The 16,163-nt window shown below is 50.0% G+C and carries 19 protein-coding genes; 14 read left to right on the forward strand and 5 right to left on the reverse strand.

Annotated elements, in window-relative coordinates; translation table 11 throughout:
* The first annotated feature begins 244 nt into the window (after positions 1-244).
* Together gabP and csiR are read left to right on the forward strand one after the other, a co-directional pair.
* The gene (gene gabP / locus A31E_RS09760; RefSeq protein ID WP_000531675.1) at positions 245-1,645 is read left to right on the forward strand and encodes a GABA permease; all 1,401 of its coding nucleotides are present in this window, start codon (positions 245-247) and stop codon (positions 1,643-1,645) included.
* A gap of 20 nt (positions 1,646-1,665) precedes the next feature.
* Complete coding sequence (gene csiR / locus A31E_RS09755; protein ID WP_001516917.1) at positions 1,666-2,325, forward strand: DNA-binding transcriptional regulator CsiR; 660 nt, start codon at positions 1,666-1,668, stop codon at positions 2,323-2,325.
* Positions 2,326-2,328: 3 nt separating this feature from the next.
* Here the strand turns inward: csiR and kbp are convergent, their stop codons facing one another.
* Both kbp and A31E_RS09745 read right to left on the reverse strand, forming a co-directional pair.
* The gene (gene kbp, locus A31E_RS09750) at positions 2,329-2,778 is read right to left on the reverse strand and encodes a potassium binding protein Kbp (protein ID WP_000522431.1); all 450 of its coding nucleotides are present in this window, start codon (positions 2,776-2,778) and stop codon (positions 2,329-2,331) included.
* Positions 2,779-2,861: 83 nt separating this feature from the next.
* The gene (locus A31E_RS09745) at positions 2,862-3,020 is read right to left on the reverse strand and encodes a YqaE/Pmp3 family membrane protein (protein WP_000508177.1); all 159 of its coding nucleotides are present in this window, start codon (positions 3,018-3,020) and stop codon (positions 2,862-2,864) included.
* 182 nt (positions 3,021-3,202) lie between these two features.
* Here A31E_RS09745 and A31E_RS09740 point away from each other — a divergent pair, with 182 nt between their 5' ends.
* Both A31E_RS09740 and A31E_RS09735 read left to right on the forward strand, forming a co-directional pair.
* Positions 3,203-3,502, forward strand: a complete 300-nt coding sequence (locus tag A31E_RS09740; RefSeq protein ID WP_001516919.1) for an ArsR/SmtB family transcription factor — start codon at positions 3,203-3,205, stop codon at positions 3,500-3,502.
* A 9-nt stretch (positions 3,503-3,511) separates the two neighbouring features.
* Positions 3,512-4,036 carry a rhodanese family protein gene (locus A31E_RS09735; RefSeq protein ID WP_001229434.1) on the forward strand — a complete coding sequence of 175 codons (525 nt, stop codon included), beginning with the start codon at positions 3,512-3,514 and terminating at the stop codon, positions 4,034-4,036.
* A gap of 46 nt (positions 4,037-4,082) precedes the next feature.
* Here the strand turns inward: A31E_RS09735 and stpA are convergent, their stop codons facing one another.
* Positions 4,083-4,484 carry a DNA-binding protein StpA gene (gene stpA / locus A31E_RS09730; protein WP_000115376.1) on the reverse strand — a complete coding sequence of 134 codons (402 nt, stop codon included), beginning with the start codon at positions 4,482-4,484 and terminating at the stop codon, positions 4,083-4,085.
* A 666-nt stretch (positions 4,485-5,150) separates the two neighbouring features.
* On the opposite strand from stpA, the gene alaE reads away from it, so the two are divergent.
* The gene (gene alaE / locus A31E_RS09725) at positions 5,151-5,600 is read left to right on the forward strand and encodes an L-alanine exporter AlaE (RefSeq protein ID WP_000492662.1); all 450 of its coding nucleotides are present in this window, start codon (positions 5,151-5,153) and stop codon (positions 5,598-5,600) included.
* A gap of 36 nt (positions 5,601-5,636) precedes the next feature.
* Here the strand turns inward: alaE and A31E_RS09720 are convergent, their stop codons facing one another.
* Entirely contained in the window at positions 5,637-5,981 is a 345-nt protein-coding gene (locus tag A31E_RS09720; RefSeq protein ID WP_000281311.1) for a DUF2002 family protein, read from the reverse strand.
* A 150-nt stretch (positions 5,982-6,131) separates the two neighbouring features.
* On the opposite strand from A31E_RS09720, the gene A31E_RS09715 reads away from it, so the two are divergent.
* Positions 6,132-6,461 (forward strand): ElaB/YgaM/YqjD family protein, encoded by a 330-nt coding sequence (locus A31E_RS09715; RefSeq protein ID WP_000483312.1) that lies wholly within the window; start codon positions 6,132-6,134, stop codon positions 6,459-6,461.
* A 55-nt stretch (positions 6,462-6,516) separates the two neighbouring features.
* On the opposite strand, the gene A31E_RS09710 is transcribed toward A31E_RS09715, so the two are convergent.
* Entirely contained in the window at positions 6,517-7,851 is a 1,335-nt protein-coding gene (locus A31E_RS09710) for a MocR-like pyridoxine biosynthesis transcription factor PdxR (protein ID WP_016249104.1), read from the reverse strand.
* 87 nt (positions 7,852-7,938) lie between these two features.
* Between A31E_RS09710 and A31E_RS09705 the strand changes: the two genes are divergently transcribed.
* From A31E_RS09705 to proX, 8 genes are all read left to right on the forward strand, one after another.
* The gene (locus A31E_RS09705) at positions 7,939-8,370 is read left to right on the forward strand and encodes a carboxymuconolactone decarboxylase family protein (RefSeq protein ID WP_000209798.1); all 432 of its coding nucleotides are present in this window, start codon (positions 7,939-7,941) and stop codon (positions 8,368-8,370) included.
* A gap of 209 nt (positions 8,371-8,579) precedes the next feature.
* A complete protein-coding gene (gene nrdH / locus A31E_RS09700) occupies positions 8,580-8,825 on the forward strand; it encodes a glutaredoxin-like protein NrdH (protein WP_001223225.1) in 246 nt (81 codons plus the stop codon).
* A complete protein-coding gene (nrdI, locus tag A31E_RS09695; protein WP_001516921.1) occupies positions 8,822-9,232 on the forward strand; it encodes a class Ib ribonucleoside-diphosphate reductase assembly flavoprotein NrdI in 411 nt (136 codons plus the stop codon). Before nrdH ends, nrdI begins: the two co-directional genes overlap by 4 nt.
* On the forward strand, positions 9,205-11,349 hold the full coding sequence (gene nrdE, locus A31E_RS09690) for a class 1b ribonucleoside-diphosphate reductase subunit alpha (RefSeq protein ID WP_000246498.1): 2,145 nt from the start codon (positions 9,205-9,207) through the stop codon (positions 11,347-11,349). Before nrdI ends, nrdE begins: the two co-directional genes overlap by 28 nt.
* A gap of 9 nt (positions 11,350-11,358) precedes the next feature.
* The gene (gene nrdF / locus A31E_RS09685) at positions 11,359-12,318 is read left to right on the forward strand and encodes a class 1b ribonucleoside-diphosphate reductase subunit beta (protein WP_016249105.1); all 960 of its coding nucleotides are present in this window, start codon (positions 11,359-11,361) and stop codon (positions 12,316-12,318) included.
* A 356-nt stretch (positions 12,319-12,674) separates the two neighbouring features.
* Positions 12,675-13,877, forward strand: coding sequence for a glycine betaine/L-proline ABC transporter ATP-binding protein ProV (proV, locus tag A31E_RS09680; RefSeq protein ID WP_000985481.1), 1,203 nt, complete (start codon positions 12,675-12,677; stop codon positions 13,875-13,877).
* The gene (proW, locus tag A31E_RS09675; protein ID WP_000774962.1) at positions 13,870-14,934 is read left to right on the forward strand and encodes a glycine betaine/L-proline ABC transporter permease ProW; all 1,065 of its coding nucleotides are present in this window, start codon (positions 13,870-13,872) and stop codon (positions 14,932-14,934) included. Before proV ends, proW begins: the two co-directional genes overlap by 8 nt.
* Positions 14,935-14,991: 57 nt before the next feature.
* The gene (proX, locus tag A31E_RS09670) at positions 14,992-15,984 is read left to right on the forward strand and encodes a glycine betaine/L-proline ABC transporter substrate-binding protein ProX (protein ID WP_001516924.1); all 993 of its coding nucleotides are present in this window, start codon (positions 14,992-14,994) and stop codon (positions 15,982-15,984) included.
* Positions 15,985-16,163: the final 179 nt, after the last annotated feature.

Here is a 16,163-nt window from a genome sequence, read left to right on the forward strand (position 1 = left end):
CGACACTCGGCGCACCCATGCCGGAGGCGACGCTTTGCATCTTGCCCGGCCCACGGAAATGTAGGTCGGATAAGGCGTTTACGCCGCATCCGACAATCTGTACGTAAACAGGAATAAATCTATGTCGGCCGGATAAGGCGGAGCCGCTCTCCGGCAAAAAGAGTTAATAACAATTAAACGCGTGACCCGACGCGGGAAATGTCGGGGCGCTCTCCCAAGTGACACACTTTCGAGAGGATTCAGGATGGGGCAATCATCGCAACCACATGAGTTAGGCGGCGGGCTGAAATCACGCCACGTCACCATGTTGTCTATTGCCGGTGTTATCGGCGCAAGTCTGTTTGTCGGTTCCAGCGTCGCTATAGCCGAAGCGGGTCCGGCGGTATTGCTGGCCTATCTGTTCGCCGGATTACTGGTGGTTATGATTATGCGAATGCTGGCGGAAATGGCGGTTGCTACGCCCGACACCGGCTCCTTTTCCACCTATGCCGATAAAGCCATTGGCCGCTGGGCGGGCTATACCATCGGCTGGCTGTACTGGTGGTTTTGGGTACTGGTTATCCCGCTAGAAGCCAACATTGCCGCCATGATCCTGCATTCATGGGTTCCCGGTATTCCCATCTGGTTATTTTCCCTCGTTATTACCCTCGCCTTAACCGGAAGTAATTTATTAAGCGTCAAAAACTACGGCGAATTTGAGTTCTGGTTAGCGATATGCAAAGTGATTGCTATCCTGGCGTTTATTTTCCTCGGTGCAGTGGCGATTAGCGGTTTTTATCCTTATGCCGAAGTGAGTGGTATCTCAAGATTATGGGATAGCGGCGGCTTTATGCCGAATGGTTTTGGTGCGGTATTAAGCGCGATGCTTATCACCATGTTCTCGTTTATGGGCGCGGAAATTGTCACCATCGCAGCAGCAGAATCCGACACGCCGGATAAACATATTGTTCGCGCCACCAACTCGGTTATCTGGCGTATCTCTATTTTCTATTTGTGTTCTATTTTTGTCGTCGTGGCTCTCATCCCGTGGAATATGCCAGGACTGAAAACCGTGGGTTCCTACCGTTCCGTACTGGAGCTGCTGAATATTCCGCACGCAAAATTCATTATGGATTGCGTTATTTTGCTATCAGTGACCAGTTGCCTGAACTCAGCGCTGTATACCGCCTCGCGAATGCTTTACTCACTGAGCCGTCGCGGTGATGCACCTGCAGTAATGGGCAAAATCAACCGCAGTAAAACACCTTACGTGGCTGTATTACTCTCGACCGGTGCGGCGTTTTTAACGGTGGTGGTGAACTATTACGCGCCTGCGAAAGTGTTTAAATTCCTGATCGACAGCTCCGGCGCCATCGCCCTGCTGGTTTATTTAGTCATCGCCGTTTCACAATTGCGGATGCGTAAAATTCTGCTGGCAGAAGGCGGCGAAATTCGCCTGCGCATGTGGCTTTATCCGTGGCTTACCTGGCTGGTGATTAGCTTTATTACCTTTGTATTGGTGGTGATGTTATTCCGTCCGGCACAGCAACTCGAGGTCATTTCCACCGGCTTATTAGCAATAGGGATTATCTGTACCGTGCCAATTATGGCGCGCTGGAAAAAGCTAATAATGTGGCAAAAATTACCCGCGCATAATACGCATTAACGTTGAGCTGGAGTCACACCATGACCATTACGTCTCTGGATGGCTATCGCTGGCTGAAGAACGATATTATTCGCGGCCATTTTCAGCCGGATGAAAAACTGCGAATGAGTTTGCTGACGTCGCGCTATTCACTCGGCGTCGGGCCGTTGCGGGAAGCCCTTTCGCAACTGGTAGCGGAACGACTGGTCACGGTGGTGAATCAAAAAGGATATCGGGTGGCGTCTATGTCAGAGCAGGAACTGCTCGATATTTTCGATGCCCGCGCCAATATGGAAGCGATGCTGGTGAGTCTGGCGATTGCCCGTGGCAGTGATGAATGGGAAGCTGACATTCTCGCGAAAGCACATTTGCTTGGTAAACTGGAAGCCTCTGACGCCAGCGAGCAAATGCTTGATGAGTGGGACCAGCGCCATCAGGCATTTCATACTGCGATTGTGGCTGGCTGCGGTTCCCACTATTTACTACAAATGCGCGAGCGTTTGTTTGATCTGGCGGCACGCTACAGATTCATCTGGCTGCGGCAAACAGTGCTTTCAGTAGAAATGCTGGAAGATAAACGCGATCAGCATCAAATTTTAACCGACGCTGTGCTGGCGCGAGATACTGCGCGCGCCAGTGAGTTAATGCGTCAACATTTGCTGACGCCGATTCCGATTATCCAGCAGGCGATGGCGGGATAACGATCACTCTTCAGGAATACGCAAAACCTGCCCTGGATAAATTTTATCCGGGCTTTTTAGCATCGGTTTATTCGCTTCGAAGATTTTATTGTAGAGATTGGCGTTGCCGTAAACCTGTTTGGAAATGGCACTCAGGGTGTCGCCAGACTTAACGGTATAAAACTGGCTGGCAGTTGCTGGCGTCGCCGTTTTTACCTGATCGTCCACGCTGGCAATACCGGAAATATTCCCCACTGCAACAAGGATTTTTTCCTTCGCTTCCTGACTTAAGCCGTCACCTGTGACTGTCGCTTTACCATCGACAATCTGAATATTCACTTTATCGGCATCGGGAATACCGGTTTTGTTCAGATGCTCTTGCACCTTCTTCGCCTGATCGTCTTTATCATGCTGACCAGTGACGGTATCCCAGAGCTTTTCTCCTGCCTCTTTCACAAAATTGAACAGACCCATAGCTACCTCATTCGTTAATGGAAACACTCAGAAAGTGTAGCAGAGGAACGCGGCGCGTTTACGCCGCGTGGGTGAGCACAGGATTAATCGCGGGTTTGCACCCAAAAAGCGTGAATTAAACCAGGAATATAACCAAGCAACGTCAGCAGGATATTAATGATGAACGCCCAACCAAATCCTTTACCTAACAGCACGCCGAGCGGTGGCAAAATGATGGTGATGACGATTCTCCAGAAACCCATATTTACTCCCTATAAGAAAATTAATCATTGTTTAAAAAGAGATTTCACCTCTTAAGCGTAGTGATTTTAGCGGAGCCTGGCCGTTTCAGCCTACGCTTTTACCCTCATTTACGCTGCTTACGCTGGTATACGTTGCATTTTTAGTTTAGAGTTTACTTAATTTAGCAAATACTTAAATAACTATGACTGAACTAGCCCAACTACAGGCCAGTGCCGAACAGGCCGCGGCCTTGCTGAAAGCGATGAGTCACCCCAAACGGCTGCTGATTCTATGCATGCTTTGTGGTTCACCCTGCACCAGCGCCGGTGAACTGGCTCGCATTACCGGACTTAGCGCCTCTGCAACGTCACAGCATCTCGCTCGTATGCGTGACGAAGGGCTTATCGACAGCCAACGGGATGCGCAGCGCGTTCTTTATTCGATAAAAAATGAGGCGGTAAATGCCATTATCGCCACCCTGAAAAATGTCTATTGTCCGTAAGGAGTGACCATGGCTTTGACAACAATTTCGCCGCATGACGCACAAGAATTAATCGCGCACGGTGCAAAGTTAATCGATATTCGCGATGCCGACGAATATCTTCGTGAACATATTCCAGAAGCCTCTCTGGCACCGATATCTGTGCTGGAACAGTCTGGTCTCCCGGCAAAATTACGTAGCGAGCAAATTATATTCCACTGTCAGGCGGGAAAACGAACCAGTAATAATGCGCAAAAATTAGAAGCGATTGCCTCCCCCGCAGATATTTTTTTACTGGAAGGCGGAATTGATGGCTGGAAAAAAGCAGGATTTCCAGTAGCTGAAAATAAATCCCAGCCTTTGCCATTAATGCGTCAGGTGCAGATCGCTGCTGGTGGTTTAATATTAATCGGCGTCGTACTGGGTTATGCCGTTAATAGCAGCTTCTTCTTATTAAGTGGATTTGTCGGTGTTGGATTAATGTTTGCAGGAATCAGCGGTTTTTGTGGGATGGCAAGGCTGTTAGATAAGATGCCGTGGAATCAGCGAGCTTGAGTAATGACGCCGGACGCGCCATCGTGGCGACATCCGGCAACAGTGATTAGATCAGGAAATCGTCGAGAGATTTACCTTCTGCCAGAGCCTGAGCGATCGGCTTCGGTGTACGACCCTGACCGGTCCAGGTTTTGGTTTCACCATTAAAATCGGTGAATTGGTATTTCGCCGGACGCGGCTGGCGTTTTTTACCTGCACGCGGTGCAGCAGTATTATTACCAAATAACTCTTCCGGATTAATTCCGTCAGCCTTCATCAGCTCCAGCCAGGTGCTAATTTTCTCCTGGCGCTCAGCCAGTTCACGCTGCTGCTGTTCTTCTTCTTCACGTCTTTCTTTAGTGACAACCCTGAATTTTTCGAGCATTTCTTCAAGAACGTCAATGGAGAATTCGCGAGCCATCGCACGAAGGGTGCGGATGTTATTTAAACTTTGTAACATTACAGACATAATAAAGAAAACCTTTTAACGCCAAAACAAAAAAGTATTTCGCCGCGTAGTGTAAGCGATCGTTTATTATATTTCCACAAAATTTAATCTATTTACAATCGCCAGTGATATTATTTCAAGCGTTATTTCCAGATAGATTAATAATTATTTCAGATTATATATTAGCCATTTAGCTTAGTCATTCCAGCCATTAGCAAATAGTCAGGTGCTCTCTGTCTCATCGACACTGATGGCAAATCAACAACCTCCGCATAAATATACAGAAAAAACGAATAAAACAACAATTCAACACCTAAAATTTTATGCTGGCATTAGTCGCTTTAAGTCGCTAAAAATTCCAGATAGAGTAAAAGCGCTACTTACGCCGGATTGCCTACACTTTGCAGCATTACCTCCCTTAGCCTTCCCCGCCGAACATGTCAAAATACCAACATAACAATATGATTTTAAATCATATTATTAGAATAAGCATTTAAAAATCCATAATGTACAAAAAACACGCCATCGCGGAATATTTTATCTACGAAAACAAAATAAATAAAAATTTTTCACTAATTGATTACTTGCATCCAGCGATATACGCTATGCAAAGATGAAACAGGCAGCTCAGAGCACTGCATTCATTTTCATTCATATCCGATTTCGCTTTTATTAAGGAGCATTGGCATGTTCTCACCGCAGTCACGCTTGCGTCATGCAGTTGCAGACACGTTCGCGATGGTTGTTTACTGTTCTGTCGTGAACATGTGTATTGAAGTTTTCCTCTCCGGAATGAGCTTCGAGCAGTCTCTTTACTCCAGGTTAGTGGCAATTCCGGTGAACATCTTAATTGCATGGCCATACGGCATGTACCGGGATCTGTTTATGCGCGCGGCACGCAAAGTTAGCCAGTCTGGATGGATAAAAAATCTGGCAGATATTCTGGCTTATGTGACGTTTCAGTCACCGGTGTATATGGCGATCTTGCTGGTAGTGGGCGCAGACTGGCACCAGATTATGGCTGCGGTCAGTTCAAACATCGTTGTTTCGATGTTGATGGGGGCGGTCTATGGCTACTTCCTCGATTACTGCCGCCGGCTATTTAAAGTCAGCCGTTACCAGCAGGTAAAAGCCTGACTCTTCTTTTCGCGACTGGCAATGCCAGTCGCGTCTTTAATTGGTTTCGCCAAACAAGCCATGCAAATAACGTTCAAGCGCAACACGCGAACTAAAACCATGCGGAATACCGTAATGCTCGTGTCGCTCGCCCGCAAAGTAGAGCGGAAATTGCTGGTAATGATCGCAGGTTTTAATATCAGAAGCGGGTTCTGCCAGCGTCGAACTACGCTCTTTTAATGTTGGATGAATTACCAGTGCGGTACGTCCCATTCGTGCTTCGCGATTAACATAAACATAATGTTCCCCACGGCGGTAACCGTATGCTTTCTGGGTTACCACATCGACGGTAAAACCGACTTTCTCAAGTACGCGAGCTACCTCGTCTGGTCGTAAATACATATTTTATCCTCGTGATTATCTACCGCGGGCCTACCTTACCTGATTGAGCATTCACAACGCTTTCAGAAAAGTCCATAAAGCCGCGATGAGTCTCAGCAAAGAAAATTATGGTCTACACTGAAAATTACATCGAATTCAAAGGGGGATCATATGTTTAACCGACCTAACCGCAACGACGTCGATGATGGCGTGCAGGATATTCAGAATGATGTCAATCAATTAGCTGATAGCCTCGAATCTGTATTGAAGTCCTGGGGTAGCGACGCCAAAGGGGAAGCCGAAGCTGCACGCAGTAAAGCACAGGCGCTACTGAAAGAAACCAGAGCGCGGATGCATGGTCGTACTCGCGTCCAACAAGCCGCACGTGATGCCGTGGGTTGCGCTGATTCTTTTGTTCGTGAAAGACCCTGGTGTAGCGTGGGTACAGCGGCGGCGGTAGGGATTTTTATCGGTGCACTGTTAGGTATGCGCAAATCGTAGTGGAACAATGATAATAAATACACGTCCCTGGCCCCGAAGCCTGACTTCGGGGTTTTTAACTTAAAGCATCGCGTAATTGTTGTGCCACCTGCTGCGCCATGCTTTCGCTAACGATATTGGTAAACGAGAGCAGCAATCCTCCTTTCCCGGTTGACCGAATACGCCAGGTACTTAATGCCTGCACCGCAAGGCCAGCGGCATTAGCTTTACGCGCGTAGGCAATATCATCGCCCATCATGCTGATAACCATCTGGATTCCCCCTTTTTGCGGTACAACCTGAAATCCCTGTTGCGTAAGCGCCTGCTCAATCCACTGCCGACGCTGAGCATAGTGCTGACGCATTTTCTTCAGATGCCTCCAGAAATGCCCATCACGAATGAAATCTGCCAGAGTGTTCTGCCATAGAACAGGCACAGCACATGGCTCCAGCGATGCCTGTTGGCGGAATTGCGCAATCTGCTCCACCGGCACCACCAGCCACGCACAGCGCAGTGCCGGGAAAAGCGATTTGCTAAATGTTCCGGCATAAATCACCCGCTGCGGCGCATCGAGACTTTTCAGCGCCGGTAACGGCTTACCGTGATAGCGGAACTCACTGTCGTAATCATCTTCAATAACCCATGCCTGACTACGCTCTGCCCATTCCAGCACCTGGTGCCTGCGCGCCAAAGAGAGCGCAACACCCAGCGGGCTTTGATGTGCCGGAGTGATCAGAGCAAAACGCGCATCAGGATAATTTTGTATTCCGCTTGTGACATCCAGTCCGTTGTCGTCAACAGGCACAGGAAAAACGTTCACACCGTGGCGAGTGACAATCGGACGAATCAGTGGAAAACCGGGATCTTCCATCCACATCCCGTCTCCCGGTTCCGCCAGTGCACGCAAAATTAAGCTCATCGATGCCGCATAACCGTGTGTGATAAATACCTGCTCAGGCTGGCTCTCAATTCCGCGCGAGACACGTAGATAATCAACAATTGCCTCGCGCAACGCCGCCTCGCCGCAGACATCGCCTAACGCCAAATTAAAACGCGTCTGGGTTCGCAGGCGACGGCCCATCACCCGCGCCCACAGCTCACGCGGAAAGAGATCGAGTGCGGGTAATCCCATTTGAAACGGCAACGGCTGCTCGCTTTCACCGGCAAAGACGACGACATCAGAAGATGATTTTTGTGGATGTATCTGTTCGCTGACAAAGGTGCCTGCCTGCCCCCGCCTGACCAGCCAGCCCTGTGCCACCAGCTCAGCATAAGCATTTTCGACTGTGGAGCGAGACACGCCCAGTTCCTGCGACCAGGTTCGGCTGGAAGGTAGCCTTGCGCCAGGTTTCAGTTCCCCTTGCTCAATAGCCGTTTTTAACTGACGGGCGATTTCCTGATAACGCGGCATATGGTCTGCTTTTTTACGTAATTTATGGCTCTCTTTGACAGTCCATTATAGTGCTACATTGCGGGCGTTAATAAGAGGAGAAACTGTATGACTACATTACGTCAACCCTACTACGAACTTAGCCCGGCAGTGTATAACGCACTGGTGCAGGCCAAAACGGCGCTGGAAAATAGTACGCTGGATACCACTCTGATGGAGTTAGTTTATTTACGCGTCTCACAAATCAACGGCTGCGCATTTTGTCTGGAGATGCACAGTAAAGCATTACGCAAATCCGGTGTGCCGCAGAACAAACTGGACGCCCTGGCAGGCTGGCGCGTAAGCCATCATTTTGACGATCGCGAGCGGGCGGCGCTGGCATGGGCGGAATCGGTGACCGATATTGCCCGAACCCATGCAGAAGATGACGTTTATCAGCCTCTGCTTAAGTACTTCAGCGCAGCAGAGATCAGCGACTTAACGTTTGCCATCGGGCTGATGAATTGCTTTAACCGCCTGGCGGTTTCCATGCGGATGTAATTTGCTGTTGCCGGGGGGCTCGCCCGGCAACAAAACACAAAATCCCCTACCCCGTTGAGCCACTCAACGGCGGTATCAATAATCTAAAATTCCCATATCTTGTATGGTTGAATCTTTTTTCATCTACATCTAGTCTCTCTGTATCAACAGAGAGACAACCCGACGCGTATCATCGCGCCGTATCTTCATTTTAAACGGAAATACGAATCATGCGCATTACTATTTACACTCGTAACGATTGCGTTCAATGCCACGCCACCAAACGAGCAATGGAAAACCGTGGCTTTGACTTTGAGATGATTAATGTCGATCGCGATCCTGAAGCGGCAGAGGCGTTACGTGCCCAGGGCTTTCGCCAGTTGCCGGTAGTGATTGCAGGTGATCTTAGCTGGTCTGGCTTTCGTCCGGACATGATCAACCGCCTGCATCCAGCGCCACACGCAGCCAGCGCATGAGTCAGCTCGTCTACTTCTCCAGTAGCTCCGAAAACACACATCGCTTTATCAAACGTTTAGGGCTGCCCGCCGTGCGCATTCCGCTCAATGAGCGGGAACGGATTCAGGTAGACGAGCCTTACATCCTGATCGTGCCCTCTTACGGCGGTGGCGGTACGGCTGGCGCTGTGCCACGGCAGGTGATTCGCTTTTTAAACGACGAACATAACCGGGCGTTGCTTCGCGGCGTTATTGCTTCGGGTAATCGCAATTTTGGTGAGGCGTATGGCCGCGCCGGAGATGTGATTGCCCGGAAATGCGACGTGCCGTGGCTATACCGCTTTGAACTCATGGGTACGCAAAGCGATATCGAAAACGTTCGTAAAGGAGTAACCGAATTTTGGCAACGACAACCGCAGACCGCCTGACGCAGGAAACGATGGATTACCACGCCCTGAATGCGATGCTTAACCTTTACGATAGCGCGGGTCGCATTCAGTTCGATAAAGATCGCCAGGCAGTAGACGCTTTTATGGCGACACATGTACGCCCGAACAGTGTGACTTTTAGCAGCCAGCAGCAGCGCCTGAACTGGCTGGTCAACGAAGGTTACTATGATGAAAGCGTCCTCAACCGCTACTCTCGCAACTTTGTCATTACGCTGTTTGCCCATGCACACGCCAGTGGTTTTCGTTTCCAGACGTTCCTCGGTGCATGGAAGTTTTACACCAGCTATACGCTGAAGACTTTCGACGGTAAACGTTATCTGGAAGATTTTGCCGATCGGGTCACGATGGTGGCGCTAACGCTGGCGCAAGGTGATGAGACGCTGGCGACGCAGCTAACCGATGAGATGCTATCAGGACGCTTTCAGCCCGCCACGCCAACATTCCTCAACTGTGGTAAACAGCAGCGAGGCGAACTGGTTTCCTGTTTTCTGCTACGTATTGAAGACAATATGGAGTCGATTGGTCGGGCGGTTAATTCCGCACTACAACTGTCGAAACGCGGCGGCGGCGTGGCGTTTTTGCTGTCGAATCTGCGGGAAGCGGGTGCACCGATTAAACGTATTGAAAATCAATCTTCTGGCGTGATTCCGGTGATGAAAATGCTGGAAGACGCATTTTCCTATGCCAACCAGCTCGGCGCTCGTCAGGGGGCTGGGGCTGTATATCTGCACGCACACCATCCCGATATTCTGCGTTTTCTCGACACAAAACGGGAAAATGCCGATGAAAAAATCCGCATTAAAACGTTGTCGCTGGGGGTAGTGATCCCGGATGTCACCTTCCATCTGGCGAAAGAGAATGCGCAGATGGCGCTGTTTTCGCCCTATGACGTTGAGCGAGTTTACGGCAAGCCGTTTGCTGATATCGCCATCAGCGAACACTATGACGAACTGGTTGCCGATGAACGCATCCGCAAAAAATACATCAACGCCCGTGATTTCTTCCAGCGGCTGGCGGAGATCCAGTTTGAGTCCGGCTATCCCTACATCATGTATGAAGATACGGTTAACCGTGCTAACCCTATTGCCGGGCGCATAAATATGAGTAATCTCTGCTCAGAAATTTTGCAGGTTAACAGCGCCTCAGCGTATGACGAGAATCTCGACTATGCTCGCACAGGCCATGATATTTCCTGCAATTTAGGCTCGTTGAATATTGCTCACACTATGGATTCGCCAGACTTTGCCCGCACGGTAGAGACAGCCGTGCGCGGTCTGACGGCGGTGTCAGATATGAGTCATATCCGCAGCGTGCCGTCCATCGAAGCCGGAAATGCCGCCTCGCACGCCATCGGCCTGGGGCAGATGAATCTGCACGGCTATCTGGCGCGTGAGGGTATCGTTTACGGTTCGCCGGAAGCACTGGATTTTACCAATCTCTATTTCTACACCATCACCTGGCACGCCCTGCGCACTTCGATGTTGCTGGCGCGCGAACGTGGTGAAACCTTCGCCGGATTCAAACAGTCACGCTATGCCAGCGGTGAATATTTTAGCCAATATCTGCAAGGTAACTGGCAGCCGAAAACGGCAAAAGTTGGCGAACTGTTTGCCCGTAGCGGTATTACGTTACCTACCCGTGAGATGTGGGCGCAACTGCGCGACGACGTGATGCACTACGGCATTTACAACCAGAATCTTCAGGCGGTGCCGCCAACCGGTTCTATCTCTTATATCAACCATGCTACGTCGAGTATTCATCCGATTGTGGCGAAAGTAGAGATACGCAAAGAGGGCAAAACAGGACGCGTTTACTACCCTGCCCCGTTTATGACTAACGAAAATCTGGCGCTATATCAGGACGCTTACGAAATTGGCGCGGAAAAGATTATCGACACCTACGCCGAAGCGACTCGCCATGTCGATCAGGGGCTGTCGCTGACGCTGTTTTTCCCCGATACCGCCACCACTCGCGATATCAATAAAGCGCAGATTTACGCCTGGCGCAAAGGTATCAAAACGCTCTACTACATCCGCCTGCGTCAGATGGCGCTGGAAGGCACTGAAATTGAAGGCTGCGTCTCCTGTGCACTTTAAGGAATATCTATGAAACTCTCACATATCAGCGCCATCAACTGGAACAAGATTACTGACGATAAAGATCTGGAAGTATGGAATCGCCTGACCAGCAATTTCTGGCTACCGGAAAAAGTGCCACTGTCGAACGATATTCCCGCGTGGCAAACGTTAAGTACCATCGAACAACAACTGACGATGCGCGTATTTACTGGACTGACGCTGCTCGACACGTTGCAAAACGTTATCGGCGCGCCTTCGTTGATACCCGATGCACTCACGCCCCATGAAGAAGCAGTGTTGTCGAATATCAGCTTTATGGAAGCCGTTCATGCCCGCTCTTACAGCTCTATTTTCTCGACGCTGTGCCAGACAAAAGAGGTTGATGCCGCCTATGCCTGGAGTGAAGAAAATGCGCCGTTGCAACGAAAAGCACAGATTATTCAGCAATATTATCGCGGTGATAGCCCGCTGAAAAAGAAAATCGCCAGTGTCTTTCTTGAATCATTTTTGTTCTATTCCGGCTTCTGGCTGCCAATGTATTTTTCCAGTCGCGGAAAGCTGACCAATACCGCCGATCTGATCCGCCTGATTATCCGCGATGAAGCAGTACACGGTTATTACATTGGCTATAAATATCAGAAAAGCCTGGAAAAAATCTCCCAGGCACAACGTGAAGAATTAAAGAGTTTCGCCTTCGATTTATTGCTGGAACTTTACGACAACGAGTTGCAATACACCGATGAGCTGTACGCCGAAACAACATGGGCTGACGATGTGAAAGCGTTTCTCTGTTACAACGCCAATAAAGCCTTAATGAATCTGGGATACGAACCGTTATTTCCAGCAGAAATGGCAGAAGTAAATCCGGCAATCCTTGCCGCGCTTTCACCGAATGCCGACGAAAATCACGATTTCTTTTCCGGCTCTGGTTCCTCTTATGTGATGGGAAAAGCGGTCGAAACAGAAGACGAAGACTGGAATTTTTGACGAGGTTATTTTTCAAAAATATCACCACCCACAGCAGGGAAATAATTCCAGTTAAACAGCTTTTTATCACGCAAATATTTTGTGGTGATCTACACTGACCCTCTGTTGCATTATTCGCCTGAAACCACAATATTCAGGCGTTTTTTCGCTATCTATAACAAAAAATATCAACTTTTCTCGATTTGCTCTCAGCCCTTATATCACGGGAAACTCCGGCAATTTGCTCGCATCAATATTCATGCCACATTTGCCCTCAGGGGTTGCCTCAGATTCTCAGTATGTTAGGGTAGAAAAAAGTGACTATTTCCATTGGGTAATATATCGACATAAACAAATAACAGGAATCTTTCTATTGCATGGCAATTAAATTAGAAATTAAAAATCTTTATAAAATATTTGGTGAGCATCCACAGCGAGCTTTCAAATATATCGAACAAGGACTTTCAAAAGAACAAATTCTGGAAAAAACTGGGCTATCGCTTGGCGTAAAAGACGCCAGTCTGGCCATTGAAGAAGGCGAGATATTTGTCATCATGGGATTATCCGGTTCGGGTAAATCCACAATGGTACGCCTTCTCAATCGCCTGATTGAACCCACCCGCGGACAAGTGCTGATTGACGGTGTAGATATTGCCAAAATATCCGACGCCGAACTCCGTGAGGTGCGCAGAAAAAAGATTGCGATGGTCTTTCAGTCCTTTGCCTTAATGCCGCATATGACCGTGCTGGACAATACCGCGTTTGGCATGGAACTAGCCGGAATTAACGCCGAAGAGCGTCGGGAAAAAGCCATTGATGCACTACGTCAGGTAGGTCTGGAAAATTATGCCCACAGCTACCCGGACGAACTCTCTGGTGGAATGCGTCAACGTGTTGGATTAGCCCGTGCATTAGCCATTAATCCGGATATTTTATTAATGGATGAAGCCTTCTCGGCGCTCGATCCATTAATTCGCACCGAGATGCAGGATGAACTGGTAAAATTACAGGCGAAACATCAGCGCACCATTGTCTTTATTTCTCACGATCTCGATGAAGCTATGCGTATTGGCGACCGAATTGCCATTATGCAAAATGGCGAAGTGGTACAGGTCGGCACACCGGATGAAATTCTCAATAATCCGGCGAATGATTATGTCCGCACCTTCTTCCGCGGCGTTGATATTAGTCAGGTATTCAGCGCGAAAGATATTGCCCGCCGCAGCCCGAATGGTTTAATTCGTAAAACCCCCGGCTTCGGTCCGCGTTCGGCACTGAAATTATTACAGGATGAAGATCGCGAATATGGCTACGTCATCGAACGCGGTAATAAATTTGTCGGCGCAGTCTCTATCGATTCGTTAAAAGCAGCATTAACGCAGCAGCAAGGTCTTGATGCGGCGCTGATTGATGCGCCGTTAGCGGTCGATGCGCAAACGCCTCTTAGCGAGTTGCTCTCTCATGTCGGACAGGCACCCTGTGCGGTGCCCGTGGTCGACGAGGACCAACAGTATGTCGGCATCATTTCGAAAGGAATGCTGCTGCGCGCTTTAGATCGTGAGGGGGTAAATAATGGCTGATCAAAATAATCCGTGGGATACCACGCCAGCGGCAGACAGCGCCGCACAATCCGCAGATGCCTGGGGTACACCGGCTGCGGCACCGACTGACGGCGGCGGCGCTGACTGGCTGACCAGTACGCCTGCACCAAATGTCGAGCATTTTAATATTCTCGATCCGTTTCATAAGACGCTGATCCCACTCGACAGTTGGGTAACTGAAGGGATCGACTGGGTCGTTACCCATTTCCGCCCCCTCTTCCAGGGTGTGCGCGTTCCGGTGGATTATATTCTCAACGGTTTCCAGCAACTGCTGCTGGGGATGCCCGCGCCTGTGGCAATTATCGTTTTCGCCCTGATAGCCTGGCAAATTTCCGGTGTCGGAATGGGCGTGGCGACGCTGGTTTCACTGATTGCTATCGGCGCGATCGGCGCATGGTCGCAGGCAATGGTGACTTTGGCGCTGGTGTTAACCGCCCTGCTATTCTGTATTGTCATCGGTTTGCCGCTGGGGATCTGGCTGGCAAGAAGCCCACGGGCAGCAAAAATCATCCGTCCACTGCTTGATGCCATGCAGACGACGCCAGCGTTTGTCTATCTGGTGCCAATCGTCATGCTGTTTGGTATCGGCAACGTGCCGGGCGTGGTGGTGACCATCATCTTTGCTCTGCCGCCTATTATCCGTCTGACCATTTTGGGGATTAACCAGGTTCCGGCGGATCTGATTGAAGCCTCGCGCTCATTCGGTGCCAGCCCGCGCCAGATGCTGTTCAAAGTTCAGTTACCGCTGGCGATGCCGACCATTATGGCGGGCGTCAACCAGACGCTGATGCTGGCCCTTTCTATGGTGGTCATCGCCTCGATGATTGCCGTCGGCGGGCTGGGTCAAATGGTACTGCGCGGTATCGGGCGTCTGGATATGGGGCTTGCCACCGTTGGCGGCGTCGGGATTGTCATCCTCGCTATTATCCTCGATCGCCTGACACAGGCCGTGGGGCGCGACTCACGTAGTCGCGGCAACCGTCGCTGGTACACCACTGGCCCTGTCGGTCTGCTGACCCGTCCGTTCATTAAATAACTCTGCACCTGCCCGGTGACGCCGGGCATTGCCACCCTGCCAAAAAAAGGAATAACAATGCGACATAGCGTACTTTTTGCGACAGCGTTTGCCACGCTTATCTCTACACAAACTTTTGCTGCCGATCTGCCGGGCAAAGGTATTACCGTTAATCCGGTTCAGAGCACCATTACCGAAGAAACCTTCCAGACATTGCTGGTCAGCCGTGCGCTGGAAAAATTAGGTTATACCGTCAACAAACCCAGCGAAGTGGATTACAACGTTGGTTATACGTCACTGGCTTCCGGCGATGCGACCTTTACCGCTGTGAACTGGACGCCGCTGCATGACAACATGTATGAGGCTGCCGGTGGCGATAAGAAGTTTTATCGCGAAGGGACATTTGTTAACGGCGCTGCGCAGGGATACCTGATCGATAAGAAAACGGCCGACCAGTACAAAATTACCAACATCGCGCAGCTAAAAGATCCGAAGATTGCCAAACTGTTTGATACCAACGGCGATGGCAAAGCGGATTTAACTGGCTGTAACCCCGGCTGGGGCTGCGAAGGCGCTATCAACCACCAGCTTGCCGCTTATGATCTGACGAATACCGTAACCCATAATCAGGGGAACTACGCGGCGATGATGGCCGACACCATCAGCCGTTACAAAGAGGGCAAGCCGGTGTTTTACTACACCTGGACACCGTACTGGGTGAGTAACGAACTGAAGCCGGGGAAAGATGTAGTCTGGTTGCAGGTGCCGTTCTCCGCACTGCCGGGTGATAAAAACGCCGATACCAAACTGCCGAATGGCGCAAATTACGGCTTCCCGGTTAGCACCATGCATATCGTTGCCAACAAAGCCTGGGCCGAGAAAAACCCGGCGGCAGCGAAACTGTTCGCCATTATGCAGTTGCCGGTTGCGGACATTAACGCCCAGAACGCCATTATGCATGACGGCAAAGCCTCAGAAGGCGATATTCAGGGCCACGTTGATGGCTGGATCAAAGCCCACCAGCAGCAGTTTGATGGCTGGGTGAATGAGGCGCTGGCAGCGCAGAAGTAGTTTTTATTCGGGCGGATAGGGTGTTTACGCCGTATCCGCCATTCTGTGCACAATGCCTGATGCGACGCTGGCGCGTCTTATCAGGCCTACAAACCACACTCATTTCGTAGGGCGGAAAGGCGTTTTCGCCGCATCCGCCTTCTGTACACAATGCCTGATGCGACGCTGACGCGTCTTAT

The organism is Escherichia sp. KTE159 (genome assembly GCF_000408805.1).
GTDB classification, from domain to species: Bacteria; Pseudomonadota; Gammaproteobacteria; order Enterobacterales; family Enterobacteriaceae; genus Escherichia; species Escherichia marmotae.